Source organism: Streptococcus sanguinis (genome assembly GCF_050223295.1).
GTDB lineage: Bacteria > Bacillota > Bacilli > Lactobacillales > Streptococcaceae > Streptococcus > Streptococcus sanguinis_X.
This window is the reverse complement of sequence record NZ_CP071424.1, coordinates 411,542-436,976: the sequence shown is the minus strand read 5'-3', so window position 1 is coordinate 436,976 and position 25,435 is coordinate 411,542. Positions and strand designations below refer to the sequence as shown.

Here is a 25,435-nt window from a genome sequence, read left to right as displayed (position 1 = left end):
TTGAAGTTTAGTCTTCAAATTTTTCATGGTTTTTGTCGTAGAAATCAATCAAGCCAAGAGCTGTTTCAAAAGAGATATTTTTCACTTTTGCACGTCCTTGAGCAAGAGCAATGATAGACATTTCACGTGCATTTGTTTCTTTACTAATACGGTAACCGGTGATCTTCTTATCACGTACCCAACTAACAACAGATTCTACTTTCTCGAAATTAGATTTAGCCATTTCTTACTCCTCTCTATTCTAGCTACATCAACTACTATAATTGTTTTTATACAGTTTGTCAACTTAAACAGACCAAATTCGAACAAATTAAATAATTCTGAATTTTCTTTACTTAGCTTTGAGGGCTGAAAGTATCTGAGTCCGAATACTTTCGACACCTTCTGGATTTGCTGGAAGGAAAATGGTATTATTACCCGAACTATCTGCAAAATTATTTAGCGTATCCAGGTACTGGTTGGTCAAAAGAATAGACATAATCTGCTCTTCAGTCAACTCAATATTGGCTCCCTTCAATTCCTTGATCGAATCTGCCAAACCATCCACAATGGCCTTCCGCTGCTCGGCAATACCAACACCATGCAGACGGTCTTTCTCAGCTTCTGCAGAAGCAGCTGTCACAATCTTAATCTTATCCGCTTCAGCCAATTCCTGAGCAGCCACACGCTTACGCTGCGCCGCATTGATTTCGTTCATAGACTGTTTAACTTCAGCATCAGGCTCAACCTTGGTAATCAAGGTTTTGACAATGATATAGCCATAGGTTGACATTTCTTCTGCCACTTGCTTTTGGACTTCTAGGGCAATTTCGTCCTTCTTTTCAAAGAGCTCGTCCAAGGTCAGTTTTGGAACGGAGGAACGAAGGGCATCTTCAATATAGGACTTAATTTGAGCTTCTGGCCGCATAAGCTTGTAATAAGCGTCAATCACGTTGTTCTCATTTACGCGATACTGGGTCGCAACATTCATAGTTACGAAAACATTATCCTGTGTCTTAGTCTCAACGACAATCTCGCTCTGCAGCAAACGCAGCTGAACACGAGCCGCTATCTTATCAATCCCTAAAGGAAGACGGAAATTGATACCGCTGCTGCTGGTTTTGTGATAACGTCCAAAACGCTCAATGATTGCCACAGATTGCTGACGAACCACATAGACTGCACTAAGCAGCAAGAATATAAAGATTATGATCAATATGATAAAGAAAAATGGAATAAAAAACATGTTCAAGCCTCCTTGATTCACTATAGTATATTCTAACATATTTAATTTGCAGTTTCAAACGAAAGCATACAAATTAGGCTAAAATATATTTACAATTAGACAAGCATATTGTAGAGTGTTTCATTCCCGTTCAGATTGATAAAGGAGGGATCAAACTGCTCAATACGGTTAATCAAAGAAGCATAATCATGCTTATCAGCCAGAGAAATACCAATGAGAACTGGACCCGTTCCCTTGCTTGCCCGCTTGATATATTCAAAACGAGTAATATCGTCATTGGGTCCTAAAATATCATTTACGAATTCACGCAGGGCACCTGGACGCTGTGGGAAGTTAACCACGAAATAGTGCTTGATGCCATCGTAAATAAGAGCCCGTTCTTCCATCTCTGGCATTCGGTTGATGTCATTATTACCACCTGAGATAATGCAGCAGATAGTCTTCCCCTTGATATACTCACTCAGCACTTCCAAAGCAGCAACACTTGCAGCACCAGCTGGCTCTGCGACAATCCCTTGCTTGGAATATAGATCAATGATGGTCTCTGAAATAAGCCCTTCATCTACACCGATAAGATTTTGAACATTCTTTTGTGTGACCTCATAGGTTGATGCACCGACTTTCTGGACTGCGATACCGTCCGCAAATTTGTCGATTTCTTTGAGCTTGACTGGACCACCTGCTTCAAAAGCTGCTTTCATACTGCGGGCACCGTTGGCTTCCACACCAATGACTTCAATAGTTGGCTGACTTTCTTTTATATAGGTTGAGACTCCTGATATCAGGCCGCCGCCGCCAACTGGTACCAAAACTGCATCAAAAGTAATAGCTTCTCTCTTGGCCTCGTCTAAGATTTCATAAGCTACAGTCCCTTGACCCGCTTGGACATCTTCATTGTCAAAAGGATCGATAAAGGTGCGGTTTTCAGCCTTAGTATAGTCAAGCGCAGCCTTGGCCGAAGCATCAAAGGTATCTCCAACCAGCTTGATATCCACAAATTCACCACCAAAGAAGCGGACCTGGCTAATCTTCTGCTGAGGAGTCGTGATGGGCATAAAAATAGTTGCTGGAATTTTCATTTCCTTACAAGTATAGGCCACTCCTTGGGCGTGATTTCCCGCAGAAGCACAGACAACCCCACGCTGGCGCTCCTCTTCATTAAGTTGAGAAATGGCATAATAAGCCCCGCGAAGTTTAAAAGAGCGCACCCGCTGCATATTTTCCTTCTTCAGGTAAATCTTGGCTTGGTACTTCTCCGACAAATAGTGGTCGTAGTCAAGCGGAGTATTGACAACCACATCTTTTAACACTTTATGAGCATGCGTGATATCTTTTGCTCTGAGCATATTTTTTCCTTCCCTGTCTCTCCAGTTTATTCTCTATCAAGCAAAACAAGGGGCTGGGAATTCGCATTCCAACCCCTAATGTCTTATCTGCTCTTTACCTTAATTGTAAATCTTGAAAGCATCGTCGTCGTTTTTACCAACGAATGGCATTGCTTTACGCAATTCTGCACCGACCTTTTCAATCTCCAGATTAGCAGCTTGCTCGCGGTAAGCAGTCAGTTTTGGACGACCAGCTTTATAGTCATCAACGAAGTCGTTCGCAAATTTACCGTTTTGGATATCAGCCAAGACCGCCTTCATGTTTTCTTTGACTTGCTCAGTAATCACGCGCGGACCAGATACATAGTCACCATATTCGGCTGTATTTGAGATAGATTGACGCATCTTCTTGAAGCCACCTTCATAGATCAAGTCAACGATCAATTTCATTTCATGAAGAACTTCAAAGTAAGCCAATTCTGGGGCATAGCCTGCTTCTGTCAAGACTTCAAAACCTGCTTCGATAAGGGCAGTCAAACCACCACAAAGGACAGCTTGTTCACCAAAAAGATCTTCTTCAGTTTCTTCTTTGTAAGTTGTTTCAAGCAAACCAACACGAGCCGCACCAACACCTTTACACCAGTCCATTGCGATGTCTTTGGCATTTCCAGTAGCGTCTTGGTAGACTGCATACAGAGCTGGTACACCAAAACCTTCTTCGAAAGTACGGCGAACCAAGTGACCAGGGCCTTTCGGTGCACACATAAAGACATCTACATCGGCAGGAACTTTGATAAATTCAAAATGGATGTTAAAACCATGAGCAAATCCAACTGCGTTTCCAGCTTCCAAGTTTGGAGCGATTTCTGCTTCATAAAGATCTTGTTGGATTTCATCTGGAGCCAAAATCATGATAACATCAGCCAATTTAGCTGCTTCTGCTACTGTATAAGTATCAAAGCCGTCTTCTTTAGCCTTGTCAAATGACTTACCAGGACGAACACCGATAATCACATCGTGGCCTGTATCGCGCAAGTTTTGCGCATGAGCATGACCTTGTGATCCATAGCCGATTACGGCAATTTTCTTACCGTCAAGCGCTGCTACTTTTACATCTTTTTCGTATTCCATTGTTACTGCCATAAGTTTTACTCTCTTTTCTATTTTTATTGCCTATTAGGCGGTTTTAACAAATTAAAGGTTTGATTTAATCTCGGGTAAAGCCTGTCGCTCCAGTCCGAGCAATATTTTTAATACCATATGGGCGAATGACTCGAAGCAGAGCCTCGCTCTTCTCCGCATCACCAGTCATCTGAACGGTAATAGAGCTAGGTGCTACATCCACAACTGTCGCCCGGAATGGCTGGATAATAGACAGAATCTCTGCTCGCTTATCAGCTGGAGCTGAGACCTTAACCAGAATCACTTCACGCTCTAAGTGAGGACGGTCCGTGATATCTCGAACCCGAATCACATCAATCTGACGATTGAGCTGCTTGATAATCTGCTCGACTTCTGCCAATGAAGCCACATCAATGATGATGGTGATACGGGATACTTCCGGATTTTCCGTCGTTCCGACTGAGATACTCTCAATATTAACCTGACGTCTGGAAAGGACACCCGTGAAGCGGTTTAGAACACCCGAACGGTTTTGGAGTTTAGCTGTCAACATTCTACGCATGGAACTTCACCCCCAACATCTCATGATTGCTCTTGCCAGCCGGCACCATTGGAAGAACGTGTTCCTTGCGAGAGATATCTACCTCGATAAACATCGGTATATCTTCCTTCAGCACTTCCAAATCCTGGACAATAGTCTCCGGATCGTCAAATTTATAGGATTTAACACCATAGGCCTGAGCCATGAGCTGGAAATCTGGCAAAGTTTCAAAGACAGACTCAGAGGTACGACCATCATAGAAAGCTTCCTGCCACTGGCGCACCATGCCTAGCGAATGATTGTTAAGCATGATGACCTTAATCGGAATCTTATAGATATTGAGAATAGCCATCTCTTGGTTTGTCATCTGATAGCCACCATCTCCGACAAAGAGCACCACTTCCTTATCTGGATTGGCAATCTTAGCTCCAATCGCTGCAGGTACACCGAAGCCCATGGTTCCTAGACCACCAGACGTTACCAGTTGACGCTCGTTTTTATACGGATAATATTGTGCGGCCCACATTTGGTGCTGACCGACGTCTGTTACAACGATGGCATCACCCTTGGTCAGCTCACCCACGCGCTCAATGACAGCCTGGGGCTGTACGACACGTTCTTTCTTATCATATGAGCGAACCCGTTCCTTATCTTGCGTTACTTTTTCAATCCACTTGCTGGTATTATTATGCACCTGCTCTTCATTCAGCAACATCTGCAGGGCTTTCTTAGCATCCCCTACGATAGGAATATCTACGCTGATAATTTTTCCAATTTCCGCTGGGTCAATATCAATATGTGCTACTTTAGCGTTCTTGGCAAAGGTTTTCGGATTACCGGTCAGACGGTCATCAAAACGGCAGCCGATACTAATCATAAAGTCGGCCTCAGTCATGGCAATATTGGCCGCAAAAGAACCGTGCATCCCACCCATACCTAAGAACAAAGGATGGTCTGTCGCAATGGTCCCTTGCCCCAACAATGTAGTGACTACTGGAATCTGATACCGCTCTGCCAAAGCAACCAGCTCTGCTGCTGCCTCGGCATAACTGATACCGCCTCCCGAAAGAAGAACCGGCTTTTTAGCCTTAGAAATCTGCTTGATAATCTTCTTAATCTGCAATTCATTAGGCTCAATAGTCGGCTGATAGCTCGGCAGATGCAACTTACTGTCATAGATAAAGTCCGTTTCCAGAGCGGAGACATCCTTAGGCAAATCAATAACGACTGGCCCAGGACGACCTGTCGTCGCAATGTGAATAGCTTCTGTAATGATACGCGGAATTTCTGCCGTCTCCCGAACCTGATAATTATACTTGGTTATAGGAGTCGTAATCCCAACAATATCCGCTTCCTGAAAAGCATCTTTACCGATCCCAGCCTTGGCTACCTGACCAGTAAAGACTAAAAGGGGGACGCTATCACTCATGGCATCGGCAATGCCGGTAATGGCATTAGTCGCTCCCGGACCGCTGGTCACAACTGCAACTCCGATTTTCCCAGTAGACTTCGCATAGCCTTCTGCTTCGTGAACACAGCCTTGCTCATGGCGGCCTAGAATATGACGGATGCCTTCAAAACTATAAATAGCATCATAAAGCGGCAGTACAGCGCCACCGGGATAGCCAAAAATCGTATCAACACCAAGATTTTTCAAGGTTTCCAAAACAAGCTCTGAACCTGTCTTAGAAGTTTCTAATTTGATTTTCTCCATTCTTCCCCTTTCATTTATTTACAATTTTCTAAAAATTCAAAAAGCTTTCTACTATGATAACATTTTTGAAAAAAATTGCAAGCCATGCAGAATGTTTTTCTACATTTTTTCTCTAAATCTGAATGTTTTTTCTAATAAAAGATAAAAAGTCAGAACTATATTTATAGTCCCGACACTTCATTGGAATATTCCTCACACAAATATTTTCTTTAGCTAAAAACTCTCTTATTCCACCTTTTCTCCAAAACTGAATCTTCTAGCTATAACCAGCCTTTCTCTTGCCCGATTCGGACGGCTTCTGTTCGATTTTCAGCATCTAGCTTGGTCAAAATAGCAGACATATAGTTACGAACCGTTCCATTTGACAGGTAGAGTTTTTCAGCAATTTCTTTATTGGATAGGCCAGTCGCCGCAGCTTGCAGGACTAGCCTCTCCTGCTGAGAGAGAGGGTTCCTGCTGGTCATCAGTACCTCCATCAATTCCGGCGAATATTCCTTCTGTCCATCTAGAACAGTGTGAATGGTCTTCATTAAATCCGCAATACTGCGCTCTTTGAGCACATAAGCATCTACATCCGCCTTAACAGCTCGCTCAAAGTAGCCCGGTCGCTTGAAGGTTGTGACGATGATGACCTTGATGTTGGGTCGATTGGCCTTGACCCATTCGAGAACGTCTAGGCCGGTTTGGTGGGGCATTTCCACGTCCAAAATAGCTACATCAACAGTTTCTGAGCTAAGACAGTCAATAGCCTTCTGCCCATCTGCGGCCTGATAGACTTCTTCGACATCTGGCTGCAGCTGCAAGAGCTGAGCTAGAGCATCTCTCAGCATACTTTGATCTTCTGCTAACAAAAGTTTCATGCTTCCTTCCCTCCGTATGGCAATTCAATTCGAATCCACGTCGGATCTTGGCTGCTAAGAATCTCAAGCCTTCCTGACAAGGCAGACAGTCGCTCTCGAATACTATGCAACTCCCGACCAGTCAGCTTTTGAAAACCACAACCATCATCCTGAATGTCTAAAACAAGTTTTTCGTTTTTCTTTACCAAAGAAAAATTGCTCTTTTTAGCCTTGGCATGTTTAATGATATTGGTCGCTGCCTCTAGCAAAATCATACTAATCGTTGACTGCTGACTCGGTGGGACACTGGCAACATTGAGCTGGTTATCCATTTCTACCTGAACACCGCTCATCTCCAGCATGGCACGAATGGTCACTAGTTCCTCGTCCAGCGTCCGATTCTTTAGATCATTAATAATCCGCCGAACATCAGCCATGGACTTCTTGCTGATCTCTTGCACTTCCTGCAGTTCTTTTGCTGCCTTGTCATAGGCTTCCATCTGCAAAAACTGCTGAGCCAGCTCCGCCTTAACACTGAGCATAGCAAAGGTATGCCCTAGACTATCGTGTAAGTCACGGCCAATCCGATTCCGCTCATCTTCTGCCAGGAAAAGATTCAGCTGGGCATTTTGCTTGACCTTTTCTTCCTTGATCTGCTCTGCCGTCTGAATCCGATGGAGACCAAAGGTCACACCATCCGAAAAGAGAAAAGTGACAATAAAGAAGAGTAGTTCTGCTGGACCAACATTACCCATCAAATAATTAGTCAGCACAATAGCAGGCTGCAAATCAATAAAGGTCCAAAAACGCCAGGATTTAAACGAGACATCATCCAGCTCATAAATCAGCAGATTAGATAGATAAAAAATATACCAGGTAAAACCTGTATTTAGCCAGACAGAACCATAGTATATGTAAGCAACCAAAAAACACCAAGAAAAAAATTGAATAAGGCGATGGTTACTTAGCAAAACCGCATAGTAAGCCGCAACAAAAATAGCTGTCCCAAGCAAGAGGAAAAGCGGGTATTCCCCGCTGATTACTCCCGCCACTGGAAAGATGATAAAGACCAACGCAATATGAAACATATAGTGGACTTGTTTAAGTTTTTCCCACATGCTTTTATTTTACCTCAATTCGCTTTTTGAGCTGCAGCACAAGAATGCTGACCAAAACCGTATAAATCAGAACAATCAAAGCAGCCTTGCCATTAAACTGATGGTGTTCTAGGTAAGAAGACACGACTTGCATCAGTTGATAACTTGGCGTCAACTTACCGATTGGCTGGAGCCATTTTGGAAACATAGTTAGAGGAAACCATAGACCGCCCAGAACAGCCAGTGCCATATAGACGATATTTCCCACAACAGACATGAGCTGAGCACTTGGCAAGAGACTGACCAATACACCCATGGCAATAAAGACCACACTTCCTACCAGAAGGATTAAGGCAATAAGAAGCCAGTCCACCATTGGCAGATTAACCCCGCGAACAAAATGCCCAATCGAGAAGACTACGATGATAGAAAGCATAAAAGTCAACAGCGTACTGCAAAGCTTTGATATATAATATTTTACCATAGAAATCGGCGAGTGCTGAATCATTTTTTGCCAGTTATTATTTTTATCAGACTGCAAAGTGCTTGGAATGCTAAAGAAGGCACTAGACATGATACTAAAAAGAGTCATAGAGAAGAGGTAGCCTCGAAGCACAAGTTCAGACGTATCACTTCCAGACATCATTCCTGAGAAAATCAGGTAAAAGACGCTGGGCAGACCAATAGACAAGAGATAATAAGCAGCCTGCCGCTTCATTAAAATCAACTCAATCTTCATAAGACTTGCCATATTTTTCATGATTACTCTCCTATTCTTGTGTCGTTTCAAAAATACTATCCAAGAGGGTACGGTTACGTACTTCAATCTCTTCGATTGTACAGCCGTTTTCCTGAAGAACCTGCCAGACCTGTCCAGCATCCCTAGTAGCAAAAGATAAAGCCTTTTGCTTGATTTCTAAATCAGTCACATTATCCAGTTTTTCCAGCACAGACTGATAAGTCAGCGGCAAGGTAAAGTGTTTTTCCTGCTCCTCACTGCGCATGGCATAAGGCGTCGTGTCCCGAATCAACTCGCCCTTGTGCAGCACCAAAATCCGATCTGCCGTATGCTCGACTTCTTCGATATAGTGCGAAGAATAAACGATGGTCACTCCCTGCTGCTTGAGCTGATTAACAATTTCCCAGAAATGCTGACGAGTAGAGGTGTCCATAGCAGAAGTCGGTTCGTCCAAGAATAGAATCTTAGGACGGCCAATCAGACTTAGAACAAAAGAGAAGAGGCGTTTTTGCCCACCAGATAGCTTACTGGCCAACTGATTCTTTTGCTTATCTGTAAATTGCAACAAATCATCAATTTCTTGATTGGACAGACTATTTGGATAAATCGCTTGGAAGAACGTCAAGAGTTCCTTGACCTTCAAATCCTCCACCACTGTATTTTCTTGTGGTAAAATCGCTACCGACTGCTTGAGTTGACTATCAGTTGGCTTGAGTCCCTGAATCCTTGCCTGACCTGCTGTCAGAAACTTATCACCCAGCAAACAATCCATGAGAGTCGTTTTCCCTGCTCCATTGGGACCAATCAAGGCCACACAGTCACCTTGGGAGATTTCAAACGAAATATCCTTTAAAATCTCCTTACCATGAATGCTTTTTGAAAGCTTCTTTACTTCAATCAGTTCCATTTTACTCCTCCTTTGATTTGATGAACCGTATGTACATCTTTCCTTTATTTTTCCAAAGCCGGAAGAATACTAAGCACTATCGCTTTTTCAATGCCTACAGCAACCTTTTATCATTTTGTTAACTATATTATAAGGCAAAGAAATTTTTCCTACTAGTTGATTTTGTCACCAGCTGACATGACAAATGTCACTATTCTGCTTTTAGAGCACAAAGCTAGCAAATATTGGAATAATTTGTTTATCTCCCTTCTGCATGAAGACACAAAAAAGCCGGTCCCCCTCGTTGAGAGGAGCCGACTAGTTGTATGTCTGTTGCAATTTAGATAGAAGCTGGAATTAAAGCAGCCTAATCTAAAAAATTTTTCAATAAACTAGCTACTCAATCTGTAAGATGAGGCGACCAACGCTTTTAAACTTTAGCTCTGCACCTCTTCTTTGAGACCATTGAGCTTCAGACTCAGAATGAACATCTCAGGTGTAATATCCTTAATGTCCTTTAGTCCAAAGCCTTGGAAGAAACTGTTCTTTTCCACCTCTTCGACATTGACCTTTTGCAAATCAATTTCAATCAAGGTCTGCAATTTCTTCTCTGCTGTAACTGAATAATCAATATTAACACCTTCCAGACTCTTAGCTGCTACATAGTTTGAATCAGACTGCATTCCTTCACGAATGATAGTCGTCATTTCCTCTGGAGTCAAAGTAGCTGATGCCGCACTAGCTTCTTCTGGCAAGGAAGTAAGCAATTCCATCCGAAGATTCAAGATTTTCTTGCCCTGATAGGTAATTGTATCACGATGATGGATTCCTTCAATGTCTCCAACCAAGGTTTTAGAGACAATCTCTGTACTTTCGGAAGAAGAACTGGATGACTTGCTAGAGCTAGAGCTAGATTTAGTCCGCCTAGAAGAAGCTGATTCAGAAGAATGTCTAGGACGATGCTTGCTGAAGTTAGGAAACACACAGCCCGTCAAGAGTACCGAAGCAGAAATAACAAGAATGAAAAATTTTTTCATAGTTCACCTTTTTTACTTTTTATTTGTTACAGTATAACATAATACCAGTTTCTTGTCTAAGTGTTTTCTATAAAATGACAAAAGGCAACCTTTCGATTGCCTTTTTATGCTATTCAACACTAAAAATATATGGATAAACCGGCTGACTGCCCTGATGAATTTCTACTTCTACATCCTCGAATTGTTCCATCAAATCTTGAGCAAGACTGCTAGCCAGCTCTTCGCTACCGTCCTCACCGATATAGATAGAGACAATCTCGCTGTCTTCATTGAGCATCTTGCTGAACGTTTCTTTCAAAGTTGCCAGCATATCGGGATTTGAAACAACAATCTTACCATCCACCATACCAAGGTTGTCATTCTCATGAATTTCCAAGCCATCAATCGTCGTATCGCGAACCGCAGTCGTCACGCTGCCGCTGACCACTTCTGCCAAGGCCGCAGTCATACGCTCTTGGTTTTCCTCGATAGTCTTGCCGCCATCAAAAGCTAGGAGACTGGTCAAACCTTGAGGGATTGTGCGAGTCTCAATAACAGCTGCTGGCTGTTCAATCACTTCTGCTGCTGATTGGGCTGCCATAAAGATGTTTTTATTGTTTGGCAAGATAATAATATTGCGAGCATTGACTTGCTCCACAGCTTTGATAAAGTCTTCCGTTGATGGGTTCATAGTTTGACCGCCAGAGATGATGTAGTCAACTCCCTGAGCCTTAAAGATTTCAGCCAGACCATCACCAGCCACTACAGCAATAATCGCAAACTCTTTTTCTTGAGCCGGCTTAGCTGAGCGCTCTTCCTTTTCAATCTGGGCTTCGTGCTGGCTGCGCATATTGTCAACCTTGACCTTGACCAAACTACCGTACTTGAGACCTTCCTGCATAACCAGTCCTGGATCTTCAGTATGGACATGGACTTTGACGATTTCATCATCGTTGACTACCAACAGGGAATCTCCCAAATCATTGAGGTAGTTGCGAAATTCATCATAATCAAAGTCTTTTACATAGGTTGGACCTGTCTTGAGAGCCACCATGATTTCTGTACAGTAGCCGTAAGTGATGTCCTCTGTTGCCACATGGCCAGCTACAGACTTATGATGCTCAGCATTGATCATCTCAGACATGGTCGCAGGTGTCGCCACAAAGTCCTCAGATGCGATATATTCGCCTGTAAGTGCAGACAAGAAGCCTTCGTAGATAAAGACCAACCCTTGACCGCCAGAGTCCACAACGCCGACTTCTTTCAGAACCGGCAGCATATCCGGTGTCTTAGCCAAAGCAGCCTTTGCTCCTTCAAGAGCTGCTTTCATAACTTCTACAGCATCATTAGTGACTTCAGCTTTCTTCTTGGCTCCGATAGCCGCACCGCGGGAAACAGTCAAAATCGTTCCCTCAACCGGCTTCATAACTGCCTTGTAAGCCACTTCTACACCAGACTGAAAGGCCAGAGCTAGATCTTCACCAGTCAGCTCTTCATGCTCTTTCACACTTTGAGAAAAACCGCGGAAAAGCTGGGAAGTGATAACTCCTGAGTTACCACGCGCGCCCATCAAAAGGCCTTTCGCAAAGATACCCGCCGCTTCGCCAACTGTTGAAGCAGACTTATCTGACACTTCCTTGGCACCATTTTCAATGGTCATGCCCATGTTGGTCCCTGTATCGCCATCTGGAACCGGGAAGACATTCAAAGAGTTTACATATTCAGCCTGTTTATTTAAGCGAGTAGATGCCGCCTGCACCATTTCTTGAAATAAACTAGTAGTAATATTTGCCACGATTATTCTCCTACGACTTTAATATTTTGGATATAAACATTCACTGCATGGGCAGTAATTCCGAGCTTGTTTTCCAAACTGAATTTAACACGCTCTTGGATGTTTTTGGAAACTTCGCTGATTTTGACTCCATAGCTTAACACAGTGTAGACATCAACTGCGATATCACCTTCATCAGTCGCTTTCACAACCACGCCCTTAGCATAGTTTTCTTTTCCTAAAAGGGCTTGAAAATTATCCTTGATTGCATTTTTGCTGGCCATGCCAACTACACCAAAAATTTCAGTCGCTGCACCGCCGACGATTGTCGCAATCACATCATCAGTCAGCTCAATTTGACCATCTTTTGTATTAATTTTCACAGTCATAATTTGTACCTCAAAAGTATTTTATAGTTTATTCTACCATATTTTATACAGGGTGTAAAAGAGGAAGGGTCTAAATCAACTGTCTAGGCGGAAATTTACAAGCAAAAAAGGACGGAAAATTTCCATCCTTTTAAATAAAAATTAAACGCGTTCAACTTTACCTGATTTAAGGGCACGAGCTGAAGCCCAAACTTTTTTAGGTTTACCGTCAATCAAAACAGTAACTTTTTGAAGATTTGGTTTAACAGCGCGTTTTGTTTGGTTCATCGCGTGAGAGCGGTTGTTTCCTGATACAGTCTTACGACCAGTAAAGTAACATACTTTAGCCATTATCGTGTTTCCTCCTATTAGATCTAATATTACGGATGTGCTAGCACCACATACCTTCCTATATTACCAAAAAACTTGACGTTTGACAAGTACATTTGTCCAAAGTTTCGAAATTAATCCGTTTTCCTAAACATAGCTAATCTTCAAAGAACCGAAAGCTACGTTGCCTTTGACATAGAGAGTTTTTCTCTTTTCATTGACATTGCGGGGATTGTAGACAGAGCCAAAGGCATTATCTACATCCAGCTCTACACGCCAGTCGCTGGGCACATAAAGCATCACACTGCCAAAAGACAGATCCACTTCAAAAGTTGCTGAGTCCCCTTCGATAGTCGCATTATCAAAATAAACCGATGCACTGCCAAAAGCACAGTCTAACTTTTCATAGGTGAAGTTATCTGAGTTGATATAGCGCGTGCCGCTGCCAAAAGCAATATCATCTTTTGAGGAAGAAGAGGCAGTTGAGAAGATACGCCCCTTAAAAATGCGCCGGGGCTTGAAAATCATATTGAGACCGATGCAAGCCAGAATACCACCCAAAACCAAGGTTCCTGTTGAAATAGCTAAAAAGTGGTAAACGGCATTGGCAATAATCAGCGCAATAACTGCCATGATCAGCCCAGTGCCAAAGTCTCTTTCTAAGAAATTTTCCAAGGCGAAATAGGCAAACATTGCAACTACTAGCATGGGCCAAATATTAAAATTGAAGGCAGGAATCCCAAAATTCCCCTGCAGCAGAACCCAAGCTGCCAAGACTAAAAAGCCGATTCCAAAAATTGTTTTTTTCATGAAAATTACCTCGTTTCGTTTAACTTTTCTTTTAAAATTTGATAGTAGTGTCGGGAAACGTGCACTTGTTTATGTGTGTCATAAAATTGGATAGTACTGGTTCCCGAAAATGATTTATCCAAAGCGTAAATAGCCTTGGCATTGGCAATAGTAGACTTTGAAATGCGACAGAAATATGCCGGAAGTCTCTCTTCTAATTCGTATAGCTTCAATTTGACTTCATAAGCATCATCCCTGCTATGAGCATAAATTTTGGTAGCATCCGTTTCAAAAAATAAAATATTCTTCAAATCGACAAAATATTCACTTGTATCCTTATAGAAAGCTATCGGTTGACGGTTGGCTTGTTCAAGAGCTGCTTGAATCCGAGCCACCTCTTCACCATATTGAGCCGTTCGGATAACGACTTCAGTTTCTGCCATATCTGTATCAAGCTCAATCCTAATCTTCATAGCCACTCCTTTCCTTGCTTCTGACTTCATTATAACAATTTTCAAAAAAGAAACAAGGCATTTTCAGTAAGTGGTTATTTTTGATAACTAAGTGGTAGCTTACCCTTCTCAAAAAATGTTAAGCAAATTTGATTTCTCATCCTAGACTCTCCAATAGATTCGTTTAGTATAAAAGCACGACTTACACATATTGAATATCTGTCTTATTTTATGATCAAACAAATTTGAAAACTTTTTTCCTTCTGATATAATAGTACCTCAGGAGGTACTATATGTCTAAACAAAAAATTAATCGCTTTGTCGGATCTATTGGAGCTTTTATTGGGATTCTTGTCTTTATTGCATATATTCCACAAATTATCGCTAACTTGCAAGGAGAAAAAGCTCAACCATTCCAACCACTATTCGCAGCAGTTTCTTGTTTAATTTGGGTAATCTATGGTTGGACCAAAGAACCTAAAAAAGACTGGATCCTTATCATTCCCAATGCGGCAGGAGTGATATTAGGCGGTCTAACTTTTCTTACTTCTTTATAAGAATTAGATAAACAAAACCAGCAACCCATGAAAAAGTTGCTGGTTTTCTTTCTGCCGATTGCAGGGATCGAACCTGTGACCTACGCGTTACGAGTGCGTTGCTCTACCAACTGAGCTAAATCGGCGTCTTTTCCCCTTTATTTTAGCATCTTGAGTTTTTTTGTCAAGTTAGAATTTCACAATTTCTTAACCCAAATCAAACAAGGGTTGCTTTTATCCCAAAGTTCAGGAAAAATTTCTAACTTTTTAAAGCCCTGAGCCTGATAAAAAGCGTTAGTTCTGTCATAGGTAGGATAATAACCTGGTGCTACCGTTTTTACTTGCAGATAGGATGCTTTTTGACGAGCAGATTTTTCTAAAACTTCTAGAAGTTGACTACCAATTCCCGCTCTATGATAGAATTTCTTAACAGCTAAGCAGTCAATCTCTGCACAATCTTCACTAGAATAAGATAAGCTTACAAAGCCAGCCAATTTACTCTCCTGATAAGCAACCCAAACTTGTAAATCCCTAGCTCCTTCAATGTAAGCTTGTGTACTTTCAGGTATTCCAAACCATTCTGGTAGATCCTTTAAAACTTCACTGACTGCTATCATCTTTTGTTTTTCTTCCTTCACTTCTTCAATCGCTACCATCTTTAAATCCTTTCATGTTTTAAGCTTTAGGACTAAACATATTTTCCATCTTACGAACCCGCACTTTCGTAGGCATCCAATCCCCTATCCCAGAGTTTGAGCGAAATGAAAAAGAAAACAAGGGAAATCAGAATCAAACCACCAATGTTAAAGAGCCCATTTTTGTCCTGCAAGAAATAGCTAGCAGGATAGTAGGCTGTAAAAGCAAAAGGAACGATAAAACTAATCAACCAACGAAGGAGCGAATTGTAAATGGAAATCGGGTACTTGGCAAAATCATTAAACATATAGAAAATGTAAATCATAGCACCTGACTGCTTGGTCCAAAAAGCGATACTGGCTGTCGCGATTTTCAAAGAAGTATAAATCAGGGTCGCAAAAGGAATGCAGACTAGGAAAAGCAAGAACTTGGGAATAGTCCAAGTAATGCTAGAGAACGTTGTCGCTAGTAAAATTCCACCGACCAAGAGCTCACCCAAGGCATCAATCTGAAAAGTCTCGACTAGGATGTGAAAGAGAGGATTGATAGGACGAGTCAGATACTTGTCAAACTCTCCCTTTCTCACCAATCGTTGCCCCAGTGCCCAGAGATTGTCAAAAAAGAGATGGTCCAGTCCCTTGGGAATCAAGGAAAAACCATAGATAAAGGCAATCTCTTGAAAGGTCCAGCCTTCTAGCGAGGGGATGTGTTGAAAGATGACATTGAGAAACAAGAGGTTCAAGCCTTGGGTCAGGAAGACACCTAAAACACCAACCACAAAATCAACCTTGTATTCCATGATTTGCTTGATGTACTGTCTGATAAAAATCAGATGCATGCGCTGATATTTTTTCATACTAACCTCCTTGAATGGTGATAAATGACTGGACTCTTTTCCAAATCAACTGAGACAAGCCCACCATCACTAAGAGCCAGAAAAACTGTAGCAAAAGCGCTTGATGAATCTGACTGGCATCGTATTTCCCAACGATAATCATAACCGGAGTGTAAATCAAGGATGAAAAAGGCAAAAAGGAAAGAATATTTGAAACAATTTTAGGAAAGAAAGCCAAGGGAATCAAACTCCCCGACATAAAGGCCACTATAGAAGTCTTGAGTAGATTAGAACCCCATAGATTTTTAAATACAAAGGCTGAAAATCCAAAGCAGATATTAAAGAAAAAGTTAATCAGATAGGCTAGGGTTAAGCTAAAAAGATATAGTGCAGTTAAACCCAATACTTCTACAATGCCTTGCCCAGATAAGATTTTCATCAGAAAAATAACACTTAAAAATGGAAGTCCAACGCTGACAAAAATTAACCACTTGGAACCAAGCTCGGTAAAGAGATAAGAAGCCGCAAAATGCACTGGTCTCAACAAGCGCATGATAATGGAGCCGTCCTTGACTTCCTCTCCAATCATAAAGGAAGAGTCCGACCTGGTCAAAAGGTTAGTCACAAAACTCATGATGATATAGAGGGTAATATCCGCCATACTGAAGCCCTGAATCAAGGAATCTTGCGAGGAATCAAAGACTGCCTTCCAGAGATAAAAAGCCACAAAAGCCCCCATGACATCGCCAATCCGATAGAGAAGAAAATTGACTCGATAGGTAATCAACTCCTGAATCCCTGCATTGATAAAGGGTTTATAACGTCTCCACAATTTGACCATCTTAGAGCTCCTTTCGGTAGAAGCGACGGATAATATCCTCAATATCCGTATCCACCATCTTCAAATCGCGAATCTCAAAATCAGACAAGGTTTGCTTGATAATATCAGCCGTCTGGTAGCGGGAACTATCGTATTGAATGTTGAGGCTATTTCCTTGTCTATCAATGGTCATATCCGAAAAGCCTTCATAGTGAGAAAGGAGATGACTTTGACCTGGTACCAGTTCAAAGGAAAGAGTCTTCATCTTGCCAAAGGTTTCCTTGAGCTGGTTCACCGTTCCATCAAAAATCTCCTGCCCCTTGTCAATCATAAAAATCCGATCACAGAGTTGCTCAATATCACTCAGGTCATGAGTGGTCAAGAGAATAGTAGTCTCTTCCTCCTGATTGATTTGGGTAATAGCCCGACGAATGTTGTCCTTGACCGAAACATCTAAACCAATGGTCGGCTCATCTAAAAAGAGAACTTTAGGATTGTGGAGCAAGGAAGCCGCAATATCCGCCCTCATCCGCTGCCCCAGTGAAAGAGTCCGCACGGGATCCTTGATAAATTCCTTCAAATCCAAGACTTCATTCAAAAAGTCCATGCGCTTATGGAAAAGTGAATCTGGTACATCATAAATCTCCTTCAAGACTGTATAGGTTTCTTGCAGTGCCAAATCCCACCATAGCTGGGTGCGTTGTCCGAAGACCACTCCAATATCCTTGACATAGTCTTGGCGATTATCCTGCGGAATTTTGCCGTTGATTCGACACAAACCAGATGTCGGTTTCAAAATCCCGGTCAGCATTTTGATAGTTGTCGACTTCCCTGCGCCATTGGCTCCGATAAATCCTAAAATCTGCCCTTTTGGAACCTCAAAGGTCAAATCCTTGACCGCTTCAAAGGTCTGCTTTTCAGGATGAATAAAGGAGCGCAAAGCCCCCTTCAATCCCGGTTCCTTGACTGTCTTCACAAAATTTTTCTGAAGATGTTCTACTTCTATCATTGCCATACGCTTCTCAATATCCTATCATTCAATTCATGTTACAGACCATTTCCCCACCTAACTCAGGAAAAACAGAATCTTATCTCCTCACTATACTACCACTTTTACTTTCAAACTAACATAGGAAATTTAAAAATAATTATTATATTTTATCACACACCAAAAAACCCACCCTTACGGGCAGGTTTCTGTTTTGTATTGTTCAGCTAGATTATGCTTTACCTTCTCATTTCAATTCTTTAGCCAAGATACTCATGTTTTCTTCTAGATTCTCTAGGTAGTTTTTATCATTTTGAGGATCTGCTTCCAAAGGATTGAGCGTTTTCAGCTTGACGCCTGTTGACTTTACGAGAGTTTCTGCCACCTTCGACGATGCATTGCTTTCGGTAAAAATCGTCTTAACTTTATAGGTTTTCACAAATTCTTGAATTTCAGTAAGCTGCCTTGCATTTGGCTCTTGTTCAGGAGAAATCCCTGCAATACCTAGCTGCTGCAAACCAAACCGCTTTGCTAAATACGAGAACGCAGTATGTTGAGTGACGAAAGTCTTTTGCTTAGCCTTTTCAAAGATTGGTTGGTATTTTTTGGTCAATTCTTGAGCTTTAGAAATGAATTTCTTAGCATTTTTTTGATATATTTCCTTGTGTTCTTTATCGAGTTCAGATAGCTTATCCGCAATAATCTGTGCTTCTTCACCAGCTTTTTCAGGATCTAGCCAGGTATGAGGATCATAAAGAGTTTTTTCATCGATTCCTTCGCCAGCTTCCACGTCTTCCAAACCCGGTACACGTTCCAGGGGCATTCCTTCGGAAGCTTCAAGTACTTTCACCTTAGATTTTTGCAAATTTGGATCCAAGCTCCCCGCCCACGACTCTAAGGTATGTGAATGATAGACAAAAACATCCGCATCATAGATAGCAGCTACATCATTAGCCGATGGTTCAAAAGAATGGATCCCTGTACTAGATTGAATCATGCGAACATCATTCAAATCACCAGATACTTCTTTAACCATGGCATAAACCGGATAAAAACTGGTCACAATCTTCAAACCTTTAGCTTGTTGTTCTTCTTTCTGAGTACACGCTCCCAGCATCAAAACTAGTATACTCAGCATTAGTAATACTGCAGTTCTTTTTTTCATACAATACTCCTTCACCTCAGCTAATCAGTTACTTCTGTACTTGACACAGAAGTTGAAGAAGCAGATTGCAACAAGGTTAACAGTTTTTCTACTTCTGCCATGATGTTATTATTATCCATAGTCCCTAAATTAAGATTATTTCGCAATCCTGTTAAGGTCTCAGTTGCATTGGATTTCAAACTTGGATCCTTCGTCTTTTCAAGTAAGTCTTCCGCCTCTTGCAACTTAGCTTCTACTTTAGCAGTTTCAACTTGAGGTACTTCTGGCTCAGTTGGTGTTTCCTCTTCAACTTCTTCCTGAGGTTTCTCTGGGCTAACAGCATCCTCCTTGTCATCTTTTTTACCTAAAACATGATCACTTGCATTCCCCCATCCATCGCTAGACTGTGGTCGCTCATCTGGATGTTCAACATAATACTTGATAGTTGCAAATAAATCCTCTAATGTATAGCCATTAGGAGCTCGGTAAGTCTTATCATCGAACCAAGCAAATTTGATATTGTGGTAGTGATCCTTATGAGGGATAATCAGATTACCATTTTTTACTGCTACAGTATGCTCAACATTGTAAGGCAGACGAACGAGCGGTATCCGTTTCTCTCCTTGAACACGTTCGTAGATAGCAGCCGCACTTTCTCCACTTGGATTAGCTTTGGAATCATCTGTTGGTGCAGGTGGAAGCAGACCTTTTTCTTTAGTATACGCCTGAGCAGCTGCTTTTTCTTTAGCTGAAAGACTATCTTTTCCTATCCAGTGACTGTGTCCCATATGAGGGGTTACATAAGCATCTCCTTCGTCGCTGATAATATCCCGGGCATCAAAGATATATCCATCAGATGTCGTATATTTGTCAGCCAGCTGGGCTACTCGAACTTCGGTTTCAGTATACTCAATCTGTGAATTTGCTTTGCCGAGACGTTCTGGATGATTGATAGGCGCAAGAAATGCTAATAAGTCATCAATTAATTGCACCTTATCACTTGTCTCATCATTCAAACGCTTCATTAAATCATCCAAGGCTTGAAAATCTGACAAACGTCCCTTATTTTCTAGTAATTGCTGATGGGCCTGTGTCAGAAGACCATATACTTTATCGTAAAACTCTTGATTTTTCGGTTCAACTGATTCTTTCTTAGCTTGCAGGACATGAGATATACTTTTCTGCTTCGCCAATTTATTTTCAATCGCTGTAATAATCTCTTTAGGCAAGTCTTTAGCTAAAAGATAGCGGGACACTCCTTTATCCTCTAGCACATAACCGTCAGCTATTTTCCTAACGACCTGCTGGATTAAATCCTTATCCAATGAATCCGCATGTTCCAAATTTAACTTTGGAGGAAGAATCGGTTTTAAAGCTGGTTGAGATGGAGTTAGTATCGGAGTTGGTATAGGTCTATAAGGTGTCAATCCTAACATAGGTTTATTAGGCTGACTTATAAGAGGAATTGTCCGAGCAATCTTTTCTTCCAATGCCGACATTTGTGTATAAGGAATAAAGTGATAATGATTACCATGCGGCACTGCTACTCCATTTTGTGTTCGACTAGTAATTTGTGCTGGATCAAAGATCAAGCCATCTGATTCAACATGACGCTGACTAAGTGGAAGATTATAAAGTTGCTGAAGGAGACCCTTAACATCTTCTCCTTGACTCGGTTGATAGTTGTTTAAAATTTGAGTAAAAGTAGGTTGTGTCTGTATCCAGCCACTGCTTCCATTATTATACGAACGGCTGACTACAGTACTAGCTACTTTTCCTCTACCTGATAGGTAAGCTTGAGCTGCAGCTAGCTCACTAGGCGACAAATCACTCTTTGGGATATAGTGAAAATGATCACCATGAGGTACAATATACGCATCTCCCGTATCCTCAATAATGTCTGAAGCATTAAAAACATAGCCATCATCTGTTGTATAACGGCCTTGAGCTCTAGCTGTTGCTACTTCATTGCTTATTTTCGTAACATTATGACTATGTTCCTGCTTTTGACGATTAATCTCTTCCTTACTGCGAATATTATCCGCGCGAGCTATATCTTTCAGATAAACATAATATTGGCCATTAACCTTGATAACATATCCACCCTTGACTTCATTGACAATATCCTCAGTCCTAAGTTGATAGTTGGGATCTTTCATCAAAAGATCTTCGCTGAAAATAGCATCATATGGAACTTTCCCATTATAATAATGATAGTGATCACCATGAGAAGTAACATAACCCTGATCAGTAATCTTGATAACAATCTGCTCCGCGTTAATCCCTTCTTTTTTGCTTACTTCGTCAGGCGTTAACTCCTCAGACTTTTGAACACCTTGCTTACCATCAATATAGCTAACTCGATTGGATTTTTTAATCGAACTGTTTGCCTGATAATAACCTAACTGATGAGCAAAAAGACCCACAGTAGCAATGACAACAATTCCTGTTAAGTATTTCTTATTTTTTTCCATTGAATATCACTTTCTTTTTTGATTACATAGAATTCGCTAAAACCTATCACAATTTACAATTAACTCATAATATACCCCCAAAGAAATCATCTAAATATTTTTTCTATAAAATATAGAAGAAACTCAATTTTTAACAACTTACTAAACTAATTAACTGGTTAATTAACTGGTTAATATTTTACTCCTCATCATCTAATCTGTCAAGATTTTTTATTAGATTGTAAGAAAAATATTATTTATTCTTTACTTGTCCAATTATCATAATACAAAAAAGCTTATCCTTTCGGATAAACTTTTTTAAAAATATATCAAGCTTCTTATGCTTTACCTTCTGAACCGAATACGTCGATACGTTCTTCAACTGATGCTTGGATAGCTTTTACACCGTCAGCCAAGAATTTGCGTGGGTCGAAGAGTTTCTTCTTGTCGTATTCTGCTTCGTTTGCTTCGTAGTCACGAGCGAATGCACGAGTTGCGTTAGCGAATGCGATTTGGCATTCAGTGTTAACGTTAACTTTCGCAACACCAAGTTTGATAGCTGCTTGGATTTGGTCATCAGGAATACCTGAACCACCGTGCAATACGATTGGGAAGCCTGGAAGAGCTTCTGTCAATTTCTTCAAGTGGTCAAGGTCAAGACCTTCCCAGTTTGCTGGGTATGGACCGTGGATGTTACCGATACCTGCTGCCAAGAAGTCGATTCCAGTTTCAACCATCGCTTTAGCGTCTTCGATTGGAGCCAATTCACCTTTACCGATGATACCGTCTTCTTCACCACCGATAGTACCAACTTCAGCTTCTACTGAGATACCTTTAGCGTGTGCTTTTTCAACAACATCTTTAGCCAATTTAAGGTTTTCTTCTACTGGAAGGTGTGAACCATCAAACATGATAGAAGTGTAACCAACTTCGATACACTCAAGTGCATCTTCGTAGTGACCATGGTCCAAGTGAATCGCAACTGGTACAGTGATGCCCATTGATTCTACAAGGTTAGCGATCAAGTTACGAGCAACTTTGTAGCCACCCATGTATTTAGCAGCACCCATTGAAGTTTGGATAAGCACTGGTGCTTTCTTTGCTTCTGCCGCACGCAGGATAGCTTGAGTCCACTCAAGGTTGTTTGTGTTGAATCCACCAACTGCGTAACCATTGTCACGAGCTGCTTGGACAAATTTTTCTGCTGAAACGATTGCCATTCTTATCAGGCCTCCTCTTATTTTTTGTGGTTAAACCACTTACATTGTTTATTTTATCACTTTTTCACTAAAATTGCTAGTTTTTCCTGAAATTTTAAAGAATTACAGGGAGACACTCAGCCTTTTTAAGCGTCTCTAGTGGAAAAAGAAAAAGCTGACCGAAGTCAGCTTACTTGATGCGGAGAGAGGGACTTGAACCCTCACGACCTAAAGCGGTCACAGGATCCTTAGTCCTGCGCGTCTGCCAATTCCGCCATCCCCGCGATTGAGTACCTTACTAGTATAACAGGACAGCTAAGGCTTGTCAAGAAAATTTTTGACTTTATTTCAAAAAATCAACTTTCTACTCAATCAGCAAATCTAGGAAATCTAAGCGAAAATGAAGCTAAGGAAGGAACACCGAAAACTCAAGGTTGTTGAGTCGCAATAAAGACAGCCACCGTTTGGTCGGGATCGTATTTTTCAAAGTCAATAGTGTAGTCCCGATGAAGCTCACCTGTTTCTTCTGCCTGCCAAATCCTCTGCCAAGCATGAAGAATCGCTTGCGTATCTTCCTTATCCGCTTCAAATACTTGATAGGTCTGCTCGGATGTATCAAAATCATAGACGTCCCCATCTGTCAAACGACAGATAGAGAGGCTGTAGTCTCCTTTGTAATCACTAGCATAGTCATGATAGACAGCATAAACCGGTTCCCCTTGGGCAAAAGCTTCTTTCACCGCTTCCTCTTGTTCCTGCCAGAGAGCCTGGATTTTTTCTATACAATGCTCATCTTGAAAATTATTAGTACGAATACTAGCTAAAATGTTTAGAAACATCTTCTTCCCTCCTTTTGTTTTTTATTATAACATTTCTCTAAAAAAGTCGCTTAGGTCAGACAAAGCAAGTCTATCTATCCGAGCTCTTTTCTACCGCTGCTGTGACAAAGGCTGTATAAAGACCTTCAGGTCGGTTCGGTCGGCTAGAAAGCTCTGGGTGATACTGACAGGCTACGAAGAATTTATTTTCTGGGATTTCCACTATTTCGACCAAGCGATTGTCTGGTGAAACTCCTGAAAATACAAATCCAGCTGCCTCAAACTGCTCGCGGAAAGCATTGTTAAACTCATAGCGATGACGGTGACGGCGCTGCACGACTTCTTGATAGTCGTAAGCCGCTGCTGCCTTAGAGCCACTCTTAAGTTTAGAAGGATAGAGCCCCAATCTCAGCGTTCCACCCAAGTCTTCGACATCAATCTGATCACGCATGAGGTCAATAATCGGATACGGTGTGTCTGGATTGAGCTCCGCTGAGTTGGCATCTGCCAATCCTAGGACATGACGGGCGAATTCGACACAGGTTAACTGCATGCCCAAACAAATCCCCAACATAGGCACATCCTGCTCACGCGCATAGCGGATTGCCTGAATCTTCCCCTCAGTTCCTCTCTGACCAAAGCCGCCCGGAACAATAATCCCATCCGCACTTCCAAGAAGCTCTGCTGCATTTTCAGCAGTTACCTGATTCGCATCGATCCAGTTAATCTTAACCTCTGCATCATTGGCATAACCGGCATGCTTGAGCGCTTCAACAACTGAAATATAGGCATCTGGCAACTCAACATACTTGCCGACCAGAGCAATACGAACCTGCTTTTCCAGACTCATCACTTTCTCTACCATAGCTGACCATTCCGTCATATCCGCTGCCGGCACATCCAGCTTCAGATGGTCGCAGACGATTTGGTCCATCTTTTGCGCCTGCAAATTAAGAGGAATTTGGTAAAGATGCTCCACATCTAGCGACTCAATGACCGCCTCCGGCGCCACATCACAGAATTGAGCCAGTTTGTTTTTGATATTTTGTCCAGCTGGCTTCTCTGTCCGGATGACCAGCATATTAGGCTGAATCCCCAGACCGCGCAGCTCTTTGACAGAATGCTGAGTCGGCTTGGTCTTCATTTCTCCGGCTGCCTTGAGATAGGGCAGGAGAGTTGTATGGATATACATGACATTGTCTGCACCGACATCCGCCTTCATCTGGCGCAAAGCTTCTAAGAAAGGAAGAGACTCGATGTCGCCCACTGTACCACCGACCTCTGTAATAATTACATCCGAGTCCGTCGTCCGTGCTGCCCGCTTGATCTTGTCCTTGAGAGCATCCGTAATATGCGGAATGACTTGGACCGTCGCTCCCAAATACTCGCCTTTACGCTCCTTGCGCAGGACTTCGCTATAGATTTTACCAGTGGTGACATTGGAGTATTTATTGAGATTAATGTCAATAAAACGCTCATAATGCCCCAAATCCAGATCCGTCTCGGCTCCATCATCTGTGACAAACACTTCCCCATGCTGGTAAGGGCTCATGGTACCAGGATCAATATTGATATAAGGGTCAAATTTCTGAATCGTAACCTTGAGACCGCGATTCTTCAAAAGCCGCCCCAAGCTAGCTGCCACAATCCCTTTCCCGATAGATGAAACTACGCCACCGGTGACAAAAATATATTTAGTTGACATACGTGCTCCTTTTCATAAAACAATTCGTTCCAGCAAGCATCACAGTTGCTGGAATCTTATCTAGAGGAGGATTTTCCGTAATCT

General features: G+C 41.8%; 26 protein-coding genes and 2 tRNA genes. 1 reads left to right on the top strand and 27 read right to left on the bottom strand.

What is annotated here, in order from left to right; translation table 11 throughout:
• Positions 1-7 precede the first annotated feature (7 nt).
• The 16 genes from J1C77_RS02330 to J1C77_RS02255 all read right to left on the bottom strand — a co-directional run bounded on the left by J1C77_RS02330 (position 8) and on the right by J1C77_RS02255 (position 14,238).
• Positions 8-223 (bottom strand): hypothetical protein, encoded by a 216-nt coding sequence (locus tag J1C77_RS02330; protein WP_002893653.1) that lies wholly within the window; start codon positions 221-223, stop codon positions 8-10.
• A 108-nt stretch (positions 224-331) separates the two neighbouring features.
• Positions 332-1,264 carry an SPFH domain-containing protein gene (locus J1C77_RS02325; protein ID WP_002898882.1) on the bottom strand — a complete coding sequence of 311 codons (933 nt, stop codon included), beginning with the start codon at positions 1,262-1,264 and terminating at the stop codon, positions 332-334.
• Positions 1,265-1,320: 56 nt separating this feature from the next.
• On the bottom strand, positions 1,321-2,571 hold the full coding sequence (ilvA, locus tag J1C77_RS02320) for a threonine ammonia-lyase IlvA (protein ID WP_002922248.1): 1,251 nt from the start codon (positions 2,569-2,571) through the stop codon (positions 1,321-1,323).
• 99 nt (positions 2,572-2,670) lie between these two features.
• On the bottom strand, positions 2,671-3,693 hold the full coding sequence (gene ilvC / locus J1C77_RS02315) for a ketol-acid reductoisomerase (RefSeq protein WP_002902418.1): 1,023 nt from the start codon (positions 3,691-3,693) through the stop codon (positions 2,671-2,673).
• Positions 3,694-3,757: 64 nt separating this feature from the next.
• Entirely contained in the window at positions 3,758-4,234 is a 477-nt protein-coding gene (gene ilvN, locus J1C77_RS02310; protein WP_002898887.1) for an acetolactate synthase small subunit, read from the bottom strand.
• Positions 4,227-5,927 carry an acetolactate synthase large subunit gene (locus J1C77_RS02305; protein WP_002922249.1) on the bottom strand — a complete coding sequence of 567 codons (1,701 nt, stop codon included), beginning with the start codon at positions 5,925-5,927 and terminating at the stop codon, positions 4,227-4,229. Before J1C77_RS02305 ends, ilvN begins: the two co-directional genes overlap by 8 nt.
• Positions 5,928-6,187: 260 nt before the next feature.
• The gene (locus J1C77_RS02300; protein WP_002922250.1) at positions 6,188-6,787 is read right to left on the bottom strand and encodes a response regulator transcription factor; all 600 of its coding nucleotides are present in this window, start codon (positions 6,785-6,787) and stop codon (positions 6,188-6,190) included.
• Positions 6,784-7,884, bottom strand: a complete 1,101-nt coding sequence (locus J1C77_RS02295) for a sensor histidine kinase (RefSeq protein WP_002922252.1) — start codon at positions 7,882-7,884, stop codon at positions 6,784-6,786. The genes J1C77_RS02300 and J1C77_RS02295 overlap by 4 nt, the downstream gene beginning before the upstream one ends.
• 4 nt (positions 7,885-7,888) lie before the next feature.
• Positions 7,889-8,623, bottom strand: coding sequence for an ABC transporter permease (locus J1C77_RS02290; RefSeq protein ID WP_002893671.1), 735 nt, complete (start codon positions 8,621-8,623; stop codon positions 7,889-7,891).
• A gap of 10 nt (positions 8,624-8,633) precedes the next feature.
• Positions 8,634-9,509, bottom strand: a complete 876-nt coding sequence (locus J1C77_RS02285) for an ABC transporter ATP-binding protein (RefSeq protein ID WP_002922253.1) — start codon at positions 9,507-9,509, stop codon at positions 8,634-8,636.
• 416 nt (positions 9,510-9,925) lie between these two features.
• Complete coding sequence (locus J1C77_RS02280) at positions 9,926-10,525, bottom strand: SP0191 family lipoprotein (RefSeq protein ID WP_002922254.1); 600 nt, start codon at positions 10,523-10,525, stop codon at positions 9,926-9,928.
• Between the two features lie 109 nt (positions 10,526-10,634).
• Positions 10,635-12,299 (bottom strand): DAK2 domain-containing protein, encoded by a 1,665-nt coding sequence (locus J1C77_RS02275; RefSeq protein WP_002922255.1) that lies wholly within the window; start codon positions 12,297-12,299, stop codon positions 10,635-10,637.
• A 2-nt stretch (positions 12,300-12,301) separates the two neighbouring features.
• Entirely contained in the window at positions 12,302-12,667 is a 366-nt protein-coding gene (locus tag J1C77_RS02270) for an Asp23/Gls24 family envelope stress response protein (RefSeq protein WP_002893676.1), read from the bottom strand.
• A 141-nt stretch (positions 12,668-12,808) separates the two neighbouring features.
• Entirely contained in the window at positions 12,809-12,997 is a 189-nt protein-coding gene (gene rpmB, locus J1C77_RS02265; RefSeq protein ID WP_001140948.1) for a 50S ribosomal protein L28, read from the bottom strand.
• Positions 12,998-13,123: 126 nt separating this feature from the next.
• Entirely contained in the window at positions 13,124-13,786 is a 663-nt protein-coding gene (locus tag J1C77_RS02260; RefSeq protein ID WP_002905297.1) for a LiaF transmembrane domain-containing protein, read from the bottom strand.
• Between the two features lie 5 nt (positions 13,787-13,791).
• Complete coding sequence (locus J1C77_RS02255) at positions 13,792-14,238, bottom strand: LytTR family DNA-binding domain-containing protein (protein WP_023917202.1); 447 nt, start codon at positions 14,236-14,238, stop codon at positions 13,792-13,794.
• 272 nt (positions 14,239-14,510) lie between these two features.
• On the opposite strand from J1C77_RS02255, the gene J1C77_RS02250 reads away from it, so the two are divergent.
• Positions 14,511-14,774 (top strand): SemiSWEET family transporter, encoded by a 264-nt coding sequence (locus tag J1C77_RS02250; RefSeq protein WP_002902394.1) that lies wholly within the window; start codon positions 14,511-14,513, stop codon positions 14,772-14,774.
• Positions 14,775-14,826: 52 nt separating this feature from the next.
• Here the strand turns inward: J1C77_RS02250 and J1C77_RS02245 are convergent.
• The 11 genes from J1C77_RS02245 to J1C77_RS02195 all read right to left on the bottom strand — a co-directional run bounded on the left by J1C77_RS02245 (position 14,827) and on the right by J1C77_RS02195 (position 25,351).
• Positions 14,827-14,899: transfer RNA gene (locus J1C77_RS02245), tRNA-Thr, on the bottom strand.
• 51 nt (positions 14,900-14,950) lie between these two features.
• On the bottom strand, positions 14,951-15,409 hold the full coding sequence (locus tag J1C77_RS02240) for a GNAT family N-acetyltransferase (RefSeq protein WP_002902392.1): 459 nt from the start codon (positions 15,407-15,409) through the stop codon (positions 14,951-14,953).
• Positions 15,410-15,459: 50 nt separating this feature from the next.
• Positions 15,460-16,245, bottom strand: coding sequence for an ABC transporter permease (locus J1C77_RS02235; RefSeq protein WP_002905302.1), 786 nt, complete (start codon positions 16,243-16,245; stop codon positions 15,460-15,462).
• 1 nt (position 16,246) lies between these two features.
• Positions 16,247-17,065: an ABC transporter permease gene (locus J1C77_RS02230; RefSeq protein ID WP_002922257.1), complete on the bottom strand. Its 819-nt coding sequence runs from the start codon at positions 17,063-17,065 to the stop codon at positions 16,247-16,249.
• A 1-nt stretch (position 17,066) separates the two neighbouring features.
• Positions 17,067-18,059, bottom strand: a complete 993-nt coding sequence (locus J1C77_RS02225) for an ABC transporter ATP-binding protein (RefSeq protein WP_002922260.1) — start codon at positions 18,057-18,059, stop codon at positions 17,067-17,069.
• A gap of 220 nt (positions 18,060-18,279) precedes the next feature.
• Positions 18,280-19,197, bottom strand: a complete 918-nt coding sequence (locus tag J1C77_RS02220) for a metal ABC transporter solute-binding protein, Zn/Mn family (protein ID WP_002922261.1) — start codon at positions 19,195-19,197, stop codon at positions 18,280-18,282.
• Positions 19,198-19,217: 20 nt separating this feature from the next.
• Entirely contained in the window at positions 19,218-21,650 is a 2,433-nt protein-coding gene (locus J1C77_RS02215) for a pneumococcal-type histidine triad protein (protein WP_002922262.1), read from the bottom strand.
• A 317-nt stretch (positions 21,651-21,967) separates the two neighbouring features.
• Positions 21,968-22,849, bottom strand: coding sequence for a class II fructose-bisphosphate aldolase (locus tag J1C77_RS02210; RefSeq protein WP_002905307.1), 882 nt, complete (start codon positions 22,847-22,849; stop codon positions 21,968-21,970).
• Between the two features lie 177 nt (positions 22,850-23,026).
• A tRNA-Leu gene (locus J1C77_RS02205) sits at positions 23,027-23,112 on the bottom strand.
• 144 nt (positions 23,113-23,256) lie between these two features.
• On the bottom strand, positions 23,257-23,667 hold the full coding sequence (locus J1C77_RS02200) for a GyrI-like domain-containing protein (RefSeq protein ID WP_002913977.1): 411 nt from the start codon (positions 23,665-23,667) through the stop codon (positions 23,257-23,259).
• Between the two features lie 70 nt (positions 23,668-23,737).
• Positions 23,738-25,351, bottom strand: a complete 1,614-nt coding sequence (locus J1C77_RS02195; protein ID WP_002922263.1) for a CTP synthase — start codon at positions 25,349-25,351, stop codon at positions 23,738-23,740.
• Positions 25,352-25,435 lie beyond the last annotated feature (84 nt).